This is a genomic window from Novipirellula artificiosorum (genome assembly GCF_007860135.1).
Lineage (GTDB): Bacteria > Planctomycetota > Planctomycetia > Pirellulales > Pirellulaceae > Novipirellula_A > Novipirellula_A artificiosorum.
This window is the reverse complement of record NZ_SJPV01000001.1, coordinates 609,649-625,030: the sequence shown is the minus strand read 5'-3', so window position 1 is coordinate 625,030 and position 15,382 is coordinate 609,649. Positions and strand designations below refer to the sequence as shown.

Here is a 15,382-nt window from a genome sequence, read left to right as displayed (position 1 = left end):
GCTTAGTGAAACTTGTGTCCTGTCTTGGCAATGAATACATCTTCCAGACTCGGCCGCCCAATCGTAATCGCTTGCAGGAGGTGCCCTAATCGATCGGAAATCAAAGGCACCAATTCGGCGGGCGTGTCACTTTGCAATCGCAACTGGTGATGCAGCCGCTGCGGATCGAGCCCAAGTTCATTGCGTAGAACCCGCTCGGCAGCGGCAACATCCTCCGCTTCAATCGTGACCACTCCCTTGCCAAGTTTTGATCGCAATTGAGAAGGCGTGCCTTCCTCGACCTGCTGCCCATTGTGCAGGATCACAACGCGATCGGCCTTGTCGGCTTCTTCAAGGAGATGCGTGGTCAGCAGCACGGAGGTGCCCTCGTCCGCCATCTCACGAACGGCCGCCCAAAGATCCAATCTTGCGCCAGGATCCAAACCGGTGCTCGGCTCGTCAAGCAACAACAGCTTTGGCTCGTGAAGCATGCCCTTGACCAACTCGACTCGCCGTTTCAAGCCACCTGATAGCGTTTCGCAATAATCCTTGCGGCGATTCGTGATTTTCAGTTGTTCGAGCAGTTCATCTCGTCGTCGTTCAAGCACCTTGCCGGTCATGCCGTACAGAGCACCTTGACAGGCGATGTTCTCATCAACCGTCAATTTGTTATCCAAGCTGGGGGCTTGAAACACGATCCCTAATTGGCGGCGTACCGCTAACGGGTTCGTGTAGCTGTCGTAGCCAGCAATGCGAACCGTGCCATGTTGAATCGGCATCAGCGTCGATAACAAGCGAAACAATGTCGTTTTGCCACTCCCGTTTGGGCCGAGCAGCGTCACGATCTCACCCGCGTGGGTTTTGAGATCGACCCCCTTGAGGGCTTCATGATCGACATAGGTGTGACGAAGACCACTCGCAACACAAACCGGTTCCGATGCCTGGACGTGATCCTCCGTTTCAGGCACGGGTTGTTTCAGATTACTACTCACGCTAAGACTCGCACGGTAACAACAAGCAGCACCGCCGGCAGCACCAGAAGCGAACTGCGTAGTAGCTTTCGGGCAATTTGGTCATCGGGCGACGTGGCAAAACGGAGGGACGCTTTGAGCATCGGAAGACACGCGGCCACAATCGCGAGTGACGCCATCATTCCACCGAGCACCCCCTCGGGGATAAGACAAAGTGCCACACCGCAAACGAGGATCGCGATGGCGCCCGCAATGCTTTGCCAGCCCGCGGACCTACCACTGGGGTCGACCGTCGTCGACATACAAAAACCGGCCTCGGCATACTGTCGTCGGTAGAGCCAAGCAATTGCCATGAAATGTGGATACTGCCAAGCGGCCAAAATGCCAAACAACAGCCAACCGGTCCAATCCGTCACGCTGCCGCCCGCAGCGGTGTAACCGATCAACACCGGCAATGCACCGGCTACCGCGCCCACCGACGTGTTGTGTGAGGTGCGTGTCTTCATCGGTGTGTAAACGAGAACGTAAAGCAGCCACGTCGCTGCACCAGCCGCGGCAGGTTCGGGACCGAAGCGAAACCAAAGAATGGCCGTGCCGAAGAGACCCAAGATTGCGGTGTAGATTGTCGCCGCCGAAACCGATATCCGCCGATCGGGCAACGGTCGGGTGGCGGTTCGCAGCATGTTGCAATCAATCACTCGTTCCCAGATTTGGTTTGCCGCACCCGCGCTGGCGGCAACCATCCCGGTGCCTGCCAACAGCCAGGCCAAATCAAGGGTTGGGATCATACCGCCCGCGGCGATCGCGGACGAAGCGACCGTGGTGACCAAAATCATCGTCACGATCCGCGGTTTGGTCAGCTGGACATAGTCCGAAGCGACTGCCTTGATCGAGAGGGGCGCCTTGATCGATGTCGACGATTGGACCAAGGCTGGATGCTTTGATGATACGCTGCGGTCCCGACTGCCCTGCCCTGCTTCGCCAACAAGCGTGGAAGGCTTGCGATCCCGGTCGTCTTCTTCTGGGTTCCCTACCATCGCATCGCGTGAAGCCGACGCAGAGCGCAAAGCCGGCGCAGCGGCAGCGGGATCAGCGAGGAAGGCATCAGTCGACATGGGCAGAACTGTTAGTGAGAAGAGTGCCGGCTCAGGTAACGGACTCGCAGTATACGCAAGAAAACCACCGTTGACATCGCAAGAATCAGCGGACCGGTCGCAACATGCGCCGTAACCAGCCAGGCATCGACATAGTTTTTCGACTCAACGAGATGCCCTGACGCCCCTGGAAACCACTTTAGGAAGGATGGCCAACCGTAATTGACGACCCAGGTGACAATTCCCAGCAAAACCTGGATCGCGGTCAATCCAACCAAAAGGGTCCCATTACGTGAGAGCGACAAATCGCCGCACCCCCGCAGCCGTTGCCACACGACGGCAGTCAAGATCCAGATCACGAAGGCCGAAATCACATGAATCCAGACGAGATACAGAAACCAGGTGGATGAATCCGTCGGCTGCAGATGGCGGATTTTCGCCCCCACCACAAGCTGGATGTAACAAGTCACCAGCAAGATCACGGTAACCGCAATCGCCCCGATCGGCACCTTCGGAAGGTCGAAGCTCGCCGCAGCGGAGTCGCCCTGCTCGCTGTCGCTGGCGTATTTCCGCCACCAACGACTCGTCACGACCGCACCCGCGACTGCGATCGCGAAAACAAGCGGCGCCGTGCTGCCATGGATCATCGCAAACACACGGTCGCTGAGCATCACACGAATGCCACCGAGCCCGCCTTGGATGATCACCAAGAGCAGAATCACGACCGACAAGATCTTGACCCAGCGACGGTTTTCCGTCATCGCCGCGGAAACCACTAGCCCGATGGCTGTGAATCCCACCAAGGCTCCGAGCAGTCGGTGACCATGCTCGATGAACAAGTCGAACGGTCCCAGCAGCCACGTTTTGTAGGGGTAGAGAAACAAATTGTAGCCGAAGGTGTTTGGCCAATCGGGGACAGCCATTCCGGCATCGTAGGTCGTTACCAAGCCGCCGACCCAAATCAGGGGCCAGATCAACACCACCGTCAACACTGCCAAGCGGTGAACGGTTCGCGATGAAGTGCTAGCAGCGTCAAGCTGTTTGTCTCGTGCCAATTCAGTGCCCATCAGGCCCTCGCGTCTTTCGCCATGCAAAAATTCGCTCGCCGAGCATCCCTCCGAGCACGGCACCTCCGGCACCGAAAACAAACCCGGCCAATAGTCCATCCAAACGAAGGGAGAACATGGCAAGGATCCCGATCGTGATGCCAAGGATCGCGCCGATCGAACGATAGTTGTCCCGATTCATCGCTGTTCCTCGCTGCTTTGTGTTGCAAACGACTGAACATACCGCACCAAATCCCAAACCTGGTTTTCGGTCAAACCACGGTTGCTTTCGGTTTCGACCACATCGATTCCTGGCATCGGAGTTCCCGCGATGCCGACGACGATGCGGCGGTACAAGGTTTCCGCATCACCGCCACCGTGGAAGACTCCATCTTTGAGTGTGCGAGGGATGATGCGTCGCGGCATCATGGCGCCCGCATCACGAAACGGTTTCATGTCCTCGGCATCCGAGGGGGTCAACCCAATTCGAGAGGAATACTCTTTCGACCAATCGTCGTAGTCGAGCGTGATCGTTTGGCCAATCCCATTTTCGTCGTGACATCCAACACAATTGGCAATTTGACCATGAAAGAGTTCGCGGCCACGCTCGATCGATTTCGCCAAATCGGATGCCGTCGGTTTCCCGTGGGGTGGTGCAGGAACATCAAGGACAAACTCGTCTGCCTCCGCCCATTGGCCGACGATGTCCCCAAGGATTTCTAGCGTCACTTCTTCGCCCTCGGTCAGCGACTCGTCCGCTTCGGCGGAAGGGACCCTTAACCGCAATTCCTCCTCGGGTGGTTCTTCTTCGTAGCCCATTTCGTCAACGGCCGCCGCCAATAACTCACGTTCGACCTCGCCTCGGATCGACAGGTAAATCACATAGTCGACAATGCAATCGAGTTCCTTGTTGCTCAGCAGCGGATACGCTGGCATCGCGGTGCCTGCAATCCCAAGACGAATGCGCTCGGCCAAATCGTCACGAGTGGGGGGGGCGTTTCGCTCCGTTGATTTCCATTTGAAGACGCCGTGGCGAAAATCTCGCGGGTAAGGGTCTTGGACCAACGAAGCAGGCCCATTGCCGTTGCCCGAAAGTCCGTGACACACGGCACAATGCTCGCGATACAAACCGTGCTGCGTCCCGTCTTGCAGGCTCAATACCGGGCCAGCCGCTTGGCTGAGTCGCTTGGAATCGACAAGCCCGGCAACCGACTCTTCAAGCAAATCGACTGGCCAACGAGGTTCGTCAGGCGTGCCAAAAAGATCGTCAATTGCGGTCGACGTATCGGACAACGCCGCATCCATCGGCATCGATCGGCTACGTTCAAGTGTCATCGCATAGAGGCGGTTGGGATCGAACCGATCGATTTTAGAGTCGCAACCACCGCAGAGGACGACAAGGATGAGCGACACAACGTGGAAACGAAAGCGATACATGGCACGGGCGAGGAAGGATGATGGCGAGTATGTGCCTATTAAACCGCAAAAGGTAGGGCTTCGTAAACGAGGTCGAATTGTCGCACCACTCCCACTCCATTGGGGTGTGACGGTGGGGTGTGACGGGAACTTCCCATTTCATCAAGGCGGGGAAGTTCCTGAAACGATCTGTTCAGAAGCAATCAGTCGTAGCTGAGCGCGCCGACGGGAATCACGACCGTGCCCATGTCGTTTTCGCCTGCTTTGATTTCTTGGTCGAATCGGCTTCGCGACCACGTTTCTACCTTGCCATTGACCGTCACTTCATCAATCCGACCCGCTTCGTGATAAACGCGAAACGTTAGCTCTTCGCCTTCGGGCAGTCCTTTGATGACGAGTTCACCATTTTCGTCACTCTTGGCAACAAACGGATGCTCCAACACCACCACGTAGGCTCGCATCCAAGGGTGAATGTTGCAATCGACTGGAATCGGAGCAGGTTCTTCTTCCTTCAAGTCAACGGTCTTGGACCCACCCGCTGGGATCAGAAAGTTTTGAGCTGCATTCTTGAAAAAGTTGAGGTTGGCATTGTGCCCAACCGGATCGGGATTCGTGATTTCCAGCGTATCACCGGTTTGCGCGAGCACGATATGGGGTTCGAAGCGGCACTTGTCGTTCGCCAAAACATGCTTGGTATTCGCAGCAGGCACATCGTCCAACTTTGAACCGCCGCGCCCGGTGTAGACATACACCACAACGTCCTTCACTCCTTTATTGTCCGGATTCACAAGCAGTCGCTCGTTTTTGAGCATGTGCTTCCCGCAATACTCAACATCCTTATTGACTTGGAGCAGTGCCGGATCCTTGGGTACGCCTGCATACTCGAAACGCATCTTCAAATCGGCAGCGTCAAGGAGCGACGGAAGCGCTGCGACAAGGATAAAAAGACCAAGGAATCGAGAGGTGCAAATTTTCAAGACAAATCTCCTGTATCAAATTCTCAGAGGGGCAAGGGGAACGCCTGTTGACGAAAACCCATTGTAGGGTGTTTTCGACGGGGGGGAAACGAAGAAGGCGACGACTGAGAATGAGAGTGGTGGATCTCTCCAGTCGCCGCCCATAGAAAAATTAGTCATTGGCGAAGAATGTGCCATCCCTGGGAGGTGGGGCAGAAATCAGGATGAAAGAACCGCAGTCTTCGGCTGGACACTCCAGATTCTACTCGTCTTTGGAAGCTTGTCTACCACTAAGGGCCGATAAGCGTTCGGAATTCTCCGCTGTGGAGCTTTGGGGGGCAACGATGCTGCCTCACCTCATGGACGCCTGGACTTGCCAGACAGGATTCGCGTGAGGGGCGGTGTTAGCCATCTCGCTTAGCCTTTAGATTGTCCGCTTTGACGGATCCTGAGTCGATAAACTCGCCCGAAAACTGATGTAGGTTGTTTGATGAAAATTCTAGTTGTTGGCAGTGGTGGGCGTGAACATGCGCTCGCGTGGAAGATCGCTCAAAGTCCCCGTGTTGCTCAGGTTTACGTCGCTCCGGGCAACGCAGGGACGGCAATCGACGCGGTCAACGTCCCGATCCAGGCGGACGACATTGCCGGAATCATCCAGTTCGCCAAACAGGAATCGATCGACATCACCGTTGTCGGGCCCGAAGTGCCGCTTGTGCTCGGATTGGTCGATTTCATGCAAGACGCTGGCTTGAGAGTCTTCGGCCCGAGCAAAGCCGCCGCCGAACTGGAGGGGAGTAAGGTTTTTTGCAAAAACCTGCTGCACTCTGCCGACATCCCCACGGCGGACTATCGATCCTATCGTAACGCCGATGATGCGGCACGCTACATCAAAGACCGATACAGCGAGCCCAATGATCCGGTCAACGTTGTGATCAAGGCGGACGGGTTGGCGGCTGGCAAGGGAGTCATCGTCTGTGACACGCGTAGCGAAGCATTGGAGGCAATCGACCGAATCGCCCACCAACGTGAATTTGGTGAAGCGGGCAAGGAATTGATTATTGAGGAGCGGTTGTTTGGGCAAGAGGCCAGTGTGTTAGCGATCACCGATGGTGAAACCATCGTCACCTTGCCGGCTGCGCAGGACCACAAACCTGCTCATGACGGCGACACAGGACCGAACACCGGAGGCATGGGAGCCTATTGTCCAACGCCCATCGTCGATGAAGCGATGATGGAGAAAGTTCAATCCGATGTGTTGGTGCCCGTTGTCCATGCCATGAAGCGCGCCAGGCGACCGTTCAAGGGTGTTCTGTATGCCGGCATGATGCTGACTTCGGCCGGCCCGAAGGTCTTGGAATTCAACGTCCGTTTCGGCGACCCGGAATGCCAACCGCTATTGATGCGATTGAAGACCGACTTGGTCGATATCATCGAAGCGACGATCGACGGGCGACTTGCCGAATTGGAGCCGCTCGAGTGGGACGAGCGGCCGAGTATTTGTGTCGTGATGGCGAGCGAAGGCTATCCCGGCAGCTACGAAAAAGGACGAACGATTCGCGGGCTTGACCGCGCAGCGGCACTGCCCGATGTCAAAGTCTTCCACGCCGGTACGGCCATGGACCAGGATCGTGTTGTCAACGCCGGTGGTCGTGTCTTGGGCGTGACTGCGATCGGCGACTCGATTAGCAACGCAAAACTGAAAGCGTACACCGCCGTTAAGGAAATCCGTTGGGAAGGAGCCTGGTGCCGTAAGGACATCAGTGACAAGGCACTGCGATAAGCACCGTCCTACGAGGCTCGGTGAAAGCTGCCATCACGAACGTCGATGCAATCCATCGAGGCTCGCCGAGCGGCTTCAAGCCCCAGCGGTGAATCCTCGAAAACCAGACATCCCGAGGCTGGAACCCCGAGAAGTTCGGCGGTCTTGAGGAACACATCGGGTTCCGGTTTGTGCTTTGCCGTGTCCTCTGCTGTGACGATCACCTCGAAGTACTTCAGCATATCGATCTGCTGAAGCTGTGCCTTGATTCCCTCTTTGTCACCACCGCTGGCGACCGAGATGGGGATGCTGCCGTGGTACTTTTTAGCAAGTTGACAGATGTCTTCACGAGCTTCGATGTTGGGGATTCGCCGAGCAAAGGCGGCCTCTTTCACCGCGGTAACTTGATCCGGGTCCGCCTCGATCGATTGTTCCGCCGCCAAAACTTCGACGATTTTTTCGCTTCGCATCCCCCCCATGGAATAGAACTTTTCTTTCGAAAAAGAAATGCCGCATGGCGAGAGCGCTTCAAGCCACGCTTCATAATGCAGCGGCATTGAATCGGTAAGGGTTCCGTCGCAATCAAAGATCAATCCGGCGTACTGGCTGTAGTCGTCCACGCGGGGGCCTTCTGGGTCGTTTTCTTGGGTCTAAGCTTTCCCTGGGTAGCCTAAATTGCGTCTCCGCGATTGCAAGCCCTGCCTGCCAGCTCCGCGGGCGACCTCGATACCGCTCGCAGCCGCGCACCGCACCCTCGCTCCGCATTGAGGCGTCTTTGTGTCGGCTTTGGGCACCTTGCAATGCGAACACCGGAAAAGCAAACGTAAAAAGTAATCGTTAAAAATTGTGCCGACGCGCCGCATCGTGTACGATCACGGTTGAGAAAGAGTGAAGGCGGTTTTTAGAGTCATTGAAGCTGAGGAAACACGCATGAACCATGATAGCCATTCCCCACAGTCGTACGAACTGGATCTTGGTGACCGAAAGATCTCGCTACCCGCAGTCGTTGGAACGGAGAATGAACGAGGCTTCGATATTTCAAAGCTTCGCGATGAGACGGGTGTGATCACGGTCGACGAAGGGTATCGAAACACCGGCAGCGTGAAGTCGGCGATCACGTACATCGACGGCGAGAATGGGATTCTTCGCTATCGAGGCATCCCAATCGAACAACTCGCCGAAAAGTCGACGTTCATCGAAACCGCACTGCTGTTGATGTACGGGGAACTGCCCTCGGACGAGCATCTTACACGTTTTCGCGAGTTGTTGACCGAACATCAAATGATTCATGAAGGGATGCGCAATTCCTTCCTTGGATATCCTCCGAGTGGCCATCCGATGGCGATTCTCTCATCGATGATCAACACGTTGTCATGCTACAGCAGCGATGTGATGGAGATGGAGGACGAAGTCGGGTTTGAAAACGCGGCCGCTCGCTTGCTCTCGAAAATCCGCACGGTGGCTGCCTATGCCTACAAGACATCGATGGGAAAACCCTTGATGTATCCGGATCCCAAGCTCAGCTACTGTCGGAACTTCTTGCACCTGATGTTCTCGCTGCCGTCGAACCGCCACGAGCAATCCGATGAGATCGTTCGAGCCTTGTCGCTGTTCTTGATTCTGCACGCCGATCATGAACAGAACTGCTCGACGGCGACGGTCCGCATGGTTGGCTCGTCGGGTGCCAATCTGTTCGCGTCGTGCGCTGCAGGCGTGTGCGCTTTGTGGGGGCCGCTGCACGGTGGGGCCAATGTGGCCGTGATGCAGCAACTAAAGAAAATTCACGAATCGGGCGAAAAGATTAAGGACTTGATCGAGCGTGTCAAACGCAAAGAAGAAAAGCTTTACGGTTTTGGCCACGGGGTCTACAAGAGCTATGATCCGCGAGCCAACATTCTTCGGGATCAAGTCACCAAGATTGTCTCCAAACATGGTCGGGCCGATCCGCTTCTTGATGTTGCCAAACAGCTGGAAGAGATCGCTCTGAGTGATGACTACTTCGTGAGTCGGAAATTATATCCCAATGTTGACTTCTATTCCGGAATCCTGCTCAGGACGATCGGCATCCCCTTGAATATGTACACCGTCATGTTTGCGATGGGACGGATGCCGGGATGGATGGCACAGTGGAAAGAGGTTCGCGACACCGACAGCAGGATTTATCGACCGCGTCAAATTTACGTTGGTCCACAATGCCGTGACTATGTTGAAATGAAAGACCGCTAGAGAGGATTGTTGTTCGACACGGAAGTGTTGGACATCAATTGACTTTGGCTCTTCTCGCTTGGATGACTACCATGAGCGTTCTATTATCCTTGGATCAGGGAACGACAAGTTCTCGTGCCATCGTGTTTGATCGTTCAGGATCCATTCGTGGCACCGCCCAACGCGAGTTCACTCAGTATTACCCTGCATCCGGTTGGGTCGAGCACGATCCGAACGAGATTTGGGAAACCCAATTGGCCGTTGCTCGCGAAGCGATGATCCATTGTGGGGTCGCGGCGGCGGATGTCGCAGCGATTGGCATTGCGAACCAGCGTGAGACCACCGTGCTCTGGGATCGAAGCACCGGTCAGCCCGTTCACCCTGCGATCGTTTGGCAAGACCGACGCACCGCAGCGCATTGCGACGCGCTGCGTGATGCCGGACATACCGCTCGGGTGCAGCAGAAAACTGGATTGCTGATTGATTCCTATTTTTGCGCAACCAAACTCCAATGGCTGCTTGAAAACGTCCCCGGTGTGAGAAAGCGAGCGGAACACGGAGAGCTGGCCTTCGGAACCATCGACAGTTGGCTGTTCTGGAATTTGACGGGCGGAAAGCTTCACGCAATCGATGTCAGCAATGCTTCACGGACGATGTTGATGAACATCGAATCGTGCCAGTGGGACGATGAGCTTTTGGATCTCTTTCAAATCCCCAAGCCCGTGCTTCCTGAGATCTTTCCGTCGAGTCACCTGTATGGGGAAACGGATGCCAGCTTGCTCGGTGGATCGATTTTGATTGGAGGTGCAGCCGGCGACCAGCAAGCGGCGCTGTTCGGACAGAATTGCACCGAGGTGGGGATGGCCAAAAACACCTACGGCACCGGATGCTTCATGTTGATGAATGTTGGCGAGCGACCGCTGCATTCCCGATGCAAACTGTTGACGAGTGTTGCCTGTACCACCGGTTCGGAGCGTCAATATGCATTGGAAGGCAGCATCTTTATCGCGGGTGCGATCGTTCAATGGCTGCGTGATGGCCTGGGAATCATTGATTCGTCGTCGGAAATCGAGGCTTTGGCATCAAGCGTAGCCGACACCGACGGCGTTTATCTCGTTCCGGCGTTAGCGGGGCTCGGTGCGCCCCATTGGGATGCCTACGCACGCGGCACGATCGTGGGGCTGAGCCGCGGTACGACGCGGGCCCATATCGCGCGCGCAGCGCTGGAAGGCATCGCTTTTCAAGTCGCGGATGTCGCCGATGCGATGATCGAGGATGCAACTCGGCCGATCGCTCAACTTCGAGTCGATGGCGGTGCTGCGGCAAACAATCTGTTGATGCAGTTCCAAGCCGACATCCTGCAGGTCCCCGTCGTTCGACCCAAAATCATCGAAACGACCGCACTGGGAGCCGCCTACTTAGCGGGCTTGGCAAGCGGGTTCTGGAGCGATCGATCCGAACTGGCCAAGGTCTGGCAAACCGATCGAGTTTTTGAACCCACGATGTCCGCTACGGAATCCCAGCACCGCAGAGGCCGATGGAACGATGCTCTCGAGCGTTCGCGGTCATGGGAGGTGTAGAGGAGGAGTTCCGGCAGAAGAAACCGGCTGGTTCCCAACTTGGGGGACGATGGACCAACGGATACCCAGTCTGCTTCGCGCAAACCACCCGCTTCGGATAAGACATAGCCCGCTTCACAAAATGAAAACGTGATGAATCGCGACGCGCTACTGGATCGAATACGAAACCGCACCACGCCTTGGGACCTGATCGTCATCGGTGGTGGCGCAACCGGCGTTGGTGTTGCCATGGACGCGGCAACGCGAAATCTCGATGTGCTACTGCTTGAACAATCCGACTTCGGAAAAGGGACGTCGAGTCGTTCCACCAAGCTGGTACACGGCGGCGTGCGCTACCTGCGTCAAGGCAACATCACCCTCGTTCGTGATGCGCTTCATGAACGCAGCCTGCTGCGCAAAAACGCCCCCCATCTTGTGCATGACTTGCCGTTTTTGATTCCGTGCCGCAATCTATGGCAACGGTTTTTCTACGGCGTGGGGCTCAAGCTTTATGACCTGTTGGCCTGGAGCGACACCTTCGGCAAGGCAAGGAATGTCTCGGCCAAGGAATCCTTACGTCAAATTCCGGCGCTGCAACGCGGAATCGTTTCTGGTGGTGTGATCTATCACGATGGTCAATTTGATGACACCCGGCTGCTCATCAACATGGTTCAAACCGCTCACGAACATGGTGGGTGCTTGCTCAACTACGTTGCCGTCGATGGGCTGCTTCACGATCCAACCCATCGAATCGACCGAGTCCGAGCGATCGATCAAGAAACAGGCGAAACGCTTGAAATCCGCTCGAAGGCGATCGTCAACGCTGCCGGTCCGTTTTGCGATGCGGTCCGGCAAATGGATGATCCAGCATGTAAACCGATGCTCGCAGCCAGTCAAGGCGCGCATCTGGTCTTGCCTCGCAAGTTTTTTTCGGGCGACACCGCAATGATGGTGCCCAAAACCCCTGATGGTCGAGTGTTGTTCATCATTCCTTGGCACGACCATGCGATCGTCGGCACGACCGACACGCCCATCGATGAGGTGACGCTTGAACCGGTCGCCCAGCAATCGGAAATCAATTTCTTACTCGAACTGTCCGCTGCCTATTTGGAGCAACCACCGACCGCCGCAGATGTGTTGAGCGTCTTTACCGGCATTCGGCCACTGGTCAAAGGAGACAAATCCTCACGCACGGCGTCGCTTTCGCGAGATCATGTGATTCGCGTCTCCGGATCGGGGCTGACCACCATCACCGGCGGGAAATGGACAACGGTTCGAAAAATGGCCGAGGATTGCTTGGACCGGGTCATCAAAGATGCGAACCTCGATGCAGGTCCCTGCGCGACGAAGACGCTGCCGATTCACGGTCATGCGGGATCACCAAGTGATCACACTGTGCCACGCTCGTTTTACGGGTCGGACCTTGCCGCGATGGAGAAGCTTGTTGCAGCATCCCCCGAACTCGCAAAACCGTTGCACCCGTCGCTATCGATTCGTGCTGTCGACGTGGTTTGGGCGGTTCGCCACGAGATGGCGAGAACGGTCGAGGACGTGCTTGCCCGACGCACAAGGTGCTTGTTCCTCGATACCAAAGCAACACAAGAAATCTCGGGCGAAGCGGCACGGTTGATGGCAGAAGAGTTGCGATACGAGCAGCCGTGGATTCAGGATCAGCTGAGTTTGTTGCAAAGCACCCTCTCGCATTTTCAAGTGAACCCTTCCATCAAGGCTGCGCCGACGCGCAGCACTTCCCCGGTCAGCCGTCCGACGGAATTACCTTAACCCGCGCTCCCTGGCCGAATCATGAAGTCCCCTCTCGATGGTCCCCATCTCGCTGCCGTCTTGGTTGCATTTCTGGCGCTCCTCTGCCCTGCCGTGTCGATCGCGGATGGTAACGAAGATGCGACAGTGACGCGAATTGTTAGTTACAACATCAAGCATGGCCAGGGAAACGATGGGAAAGTCGATCTCGACCGCACGGCGGCGGTGTTAAAAAATCTGCAAGCCGACTTCATCGGATTACAAGAAGTCGATGATCGTGCGCAGCGCAGCGGCGGTGTGGATCAAGCCGCCGAACTTGGAAAGCAACTGGCGATGTATCCTGCATTCGGCTCCTTCATGGATTTCCAAGGAGGTCGGTATGGCTTGGCGGTCTTGTCAAAGTACCCCATCAAGCATTCCGAATCGATCACGCTGCCAATCGGCAATGAACCGCGAGTGGCGTTGGCAGTGGAAGTAAGCTTGCCGTCGGGCGAGTCGCTGCTGCTGGTGAATGTCCATTTTGACTGGGTCGCTGACGACCGGTTTCGTTTCGCACAAGCTCAGCGGTTGCGCGAGTATCTCGACCAAGTGTCGATGCCATACCTCTTGTTTGGCGACTTCAACGATCAGCCCGGCTCGCGGACACTCCGGTTGCTTGCGCAAGCGTCGATCGAAGCAGCCAAACCACGCGAAGATCGATTTACCTTTTCATCGTCGGACCCCAAAATTGAAATCGACTTTATCTTTGCGTCACCGGTCACGCGTTGGAAAATGGTTGAAGTGAACGTGATTGACGAACCGGTCGCATCGGATCATCGCCCGGTCGTCGCAGCCTTACACCTTCGATCGGAAAAAGATTGACTTCCTCAAATCCGACTCCCGCTTCCCCATTGCAGGAAAGGCCACGCGATCGACCGAATCTTTGGCTGGCGTTGGTCTCTCCCACTGCCCTGTCCAATCTGCTCACCGCTCTCTCGTTGGTTGGTTGTATGCTTCTGCCGCATTCGATCGGCTGTCAAGACCAGGTGGTTCGGCCGATCGCCTTGGTTCAAGAAGAGGTCAGCCAGGGAAGCCTGGTTTATTCGACCTTCTTTCTATGGCCCTACTTTTTTGGCTTCACGACCTTCGTCGTCTTTGCAGCGATGGTTGGGTTCCGACCGAAAAATCTCAGCCGTATCCTGATCGCGTTACCGATCCTTTTCGGAATCTACCTCACCGCACTCTGGGGCATTTTCTTCCACAATGACGATGATGGATGGGCCCTCTTTGCGTTCGTCTTCCCAGGGGGGCTGTTCGTGCTTGTTCGCATGGTGCTGCTGATTCGTCAAGGCCAAACTCTGAAAGCGGCAGCGTGGGGGCAGAGCTTTCTCTGCGTGTTGGCAATCTTTTCGTTGCGCTGGTGGTGGATGCCGCCCGTGAAGAAGTTGCTGTATGGCGGTGTGTTGTCGATGGTCGCCGCTGCGGCGATGATGGTGGCGTCATGGACTTGGCCCAGCCTAGCAGAACATGACCTGTCCGATCGCAACACGCCGCCACAACCGATGCAGTTTTCCTTGTTTCAGATGATCGTCGCAACCTCGATCATCGCCGCGCTGATCACACTGTGGCGGTTCTTGGAAGAGTGAGCGACGCGGGACTTCCAACATCGCGGCATCGACCAACCGTAGAATACCCTTTATGACATCACACGGCTCCTCCCATGAACCGTCCACCTCGGCTTGCATGCTCGAACGAGCGCGCGGCGGAGACCCAGCCGCTTGGCGGCGGTTGGCTCAGGTTTACGGTCCCATCGTCTACGGCTGGGCACGTCGTTGTGGTTGCCAATCGGCCGACGCCGCGGACGTGATGCAAGAAACCTTTGCTGCCGTCGCAAACGCGATCCATCGTTTTGATGACCAGCGTGATCAAGCGACCTTTCGTGGCTGGTTATGGACGATCACGCGAAACAAATTGCGTGACCGAGCGAGGAATCAAGGGCAGGTGGAAGCGGCTGGCGGCACCGACGCTCAGCTCGCGATGCAGCAGGTTCCATCTCCTGAGATCACCGAGGGTGACGAGCCGCCGAGTCACCAGCAGTCCGACGCCGCGATCGCTCGCCGGCGAACGCTCGAGCTGCTTCGCGACGGTTTTGAGCCCCGTTCCTGGAAAATGTTTTGGGAGACAACCATCGAGGGACGTGAACCGATCGACGTCGCCGAGGAAATGGGGGTCAGCAAATGGGCTGTCTACAAGGCGCGAGCTCGGGTGTTACAGCGTCTACAAGAAGAAATGGAGGGTTTGCTGGAATTCAGGCTCTAGCCGGAATCAGAGTGGGATTCCATGGGGTTAAGAGCAGGCGAAAAATTGTGGTCGTCATTCACCATGTGCATGGAGTGGGATTCCTAAGCCGGACGCGTCCAACTTCCTGAACTGCAACCACTGTCCAATCACTCCGTTGTGTCTGTTAGCTGGACAACGCCACTTCATGAGCGGCGAGGCGCTAGCCGCCGGTGTTTCATGGGCATAACCGGCGGCTAACGCCTTGCCGCTCAGTGCGAGATTAAGTCAGCAAATGACGGTAAGTCGCCCACAAGGTGCCGCTATCCAGTGAGACACCCACTTTTCTGCGCATAATGTATGGAGCCCAGGATGATTGC

The 15,382-nt window shown here is 56.1% G+C and carries 14 protein-coding genes; 7 read left to right on the top strand and 7 right to left on the bottom strand.

What is annotated here, in order from left to right; genetic code table 11:
- Nucleotides 1–2: 2 nt before the first annotated feature.
- From Poly41_RS02105 to Poly41_RS02080, 6 genes are all read right to left on the bottom strand, one after another.
- A complete protein-coding gene (locus tag Poly41_RS02105) occupies nt 3–971 on the bottom strand; it encodes an ABC transporter ATP-binding protein (RefSeq protein WP_146524256.1) in 969 nt (322 codons plus the stop codon).
- The gene (cyoE, locus tag Poly41_RS02100; protein ID WP_146524255.1) at nt 968–2,065 is read right to left on the bottom strand and encodes a heme o synthase; all 1,098 of its coding nucleotides are present in this window, start codon (nt 2,063–2,065) and stop codon (nt 968–970) included. Before cyoE ends, Poly41_RS02105 begins: the two co-directional genes overlap by 4 nt.
- Before the next feature lie 11 nt (nt 2,066–2,076).
- Entirely contained in the window at nt 2,077–3,111 is a 1,035-nt protein-coding gene (locus Poly41_RS02095; RefSeq protein WP_146524254.1) for a COX15/CtaA family protein, read from the bottom strand.
- Entirely contained in the window at nt 3,101–3,292 is a 192-nt protein-coding gene (locus tag Poly41_RS02090; RefSeq protein ID WP_146524253.1) for a hypothetical protein, read from the bottom strand. The genes Poly41_RS02095 and Poly41_RS02090 overlap by 11 nt, the downstream gene beginning before the upstream one ends.
- Nucleotides 3,289–4,425, bottom strand: coding sequence for a cytochrome c (locus Poly41_RS02085; RefSeq protein WP_231615336.1), 1,137 nt, complete (start codon nt 4,423–4,425; stop codon nt 3,289–3,291). Before Poly41_RS02085 ends, Poly41_RS02090 begins: the two co-directional genes overlap by 4 nt.
- Nucleotides 4,426–4,709: 284 nt before the next feature.
- Nucleotides 4,710–5,399, bottom strand: coding sequence for a methylamine utilization protein (locus Poly41_RS02080; RefSeq protein WP_390621402.1), 690 nt, complete (start codon nt 5,397–5,399; stop codon nt 4,710–4,712).
- A gap of 553 nt (nt 5,400–5,952) precedes the next feature.
- Between Poly41_RS02080 and purD the strand changes: the two genes are divergently transcribed.
- Entirely contained in the window at nt 5,953–7,242 is a 1,290-nt protein-coding gene (gene purD, locus Poly41_RS02075) for a phosphoribosylamine--glycine ligase (protein ID WP_146524251.1), read from the top strand.
- Nucleotides 7,243–7,250: 8 nt separating this feature from the next.
- On the opposite strand, the gene Poly41_RS02070 is transcribed toward purD, so the two are convergent.
- Nucleotides 7,251–7,841, bottom strand: a complete 591-nt coding sequence (locus Poly41_RS02070; RefSeq protein ID WP_146524250.1) for an HAD family hydrolase — start codon at nt 7,839–7,841, stop codon at nt 7,251–7,253.
- A gap of 310 nt (nt 7,842–8,151) precedes the next feature.
- On the opposite strand from Poly41_RS02070, the gene Poly41_RS02065 reads away from it, so the two are divergent.
- The 6 genes from Poly41_RS02065 (at nt 8,152) to Poly41_RS02040 (ending at nt 15,044) form a co-directional block, all read left to right on the top strand.
- Nucleotides 8,152–9,447 (top strand): citrate synthase, encoded by a 1,296-nt coding sequence (locus tag Poly41_RS02065; protein WP_146524249.1) that lies wholly within the window; start codon nt 8,152–8,154, stop codon nt 9,445–9,447.
- A gap of 71 nt (nt 9,448–9,518) precedes the next feature.
- Nucleotides 9,519–11,006, top strand: a complete 1,488-nt coding sequence (glpK, locus tag Poly41_RS02060; RefSeq protein ID WP_146524248.1) for a glycerol kinase GlpK — start codon at nt 9,519–9,521, stop codon at nt 11,004–11,006.
- A gap of 132 nt (nt 11,007–11,138) precedes the next feature.
- Nucleotides 11,139–12,767, top strand: coding sequence for a glycerol-3-phosphate dehydrogenase/oxidase (locus Poly41_RS02055; RefSeq protein ID WP_146524247.1), 1,629 nt, complete (start codon nt 11,139–11,141; stop codon nt 12,765–12,767).
- Between the two features lie 21 nt (nt 12,768–12,788).
- Nucleotides 12,789–13,607 (top strand): endonuclease/exonuclease/phosphatase family protein, encoded by an 819-nt coding sequence (locus Poly41_RS02050; protein WP_146524246.1) that lies wholly within the window; start codon nt 12,789–12,791, stop codon nt 13,605–13,607.
- A 128-nt stretch (nt 13,608–13,735) separates the two neighbouring features.
- Complete coding sequence (locus tag Poly41_RS02045) at nt 13,736–14,371, top strand: hypothetical protein (protein ID WP_146524245.1); 636 nt, start codon at nt 13,736–13,738, stop codon at nt 14,369–14,371.
- A 52-nt stretch (nt 14,372–14,423) separates the two neighbouring features.
- Nucleotides 14,424–15,044 (top strand): RNA polymerase sigma factor, encoded by a 621-nt coding sequence (locus Poly41_RS02040; protein ID WP_146524244.1) that lies wholly within the window; start codon nt 14,424–14,426, stop codon nt 15,042–15,044.
- Nucleotides 15,045–15,382: the final 338 nt, after the last annotated feature.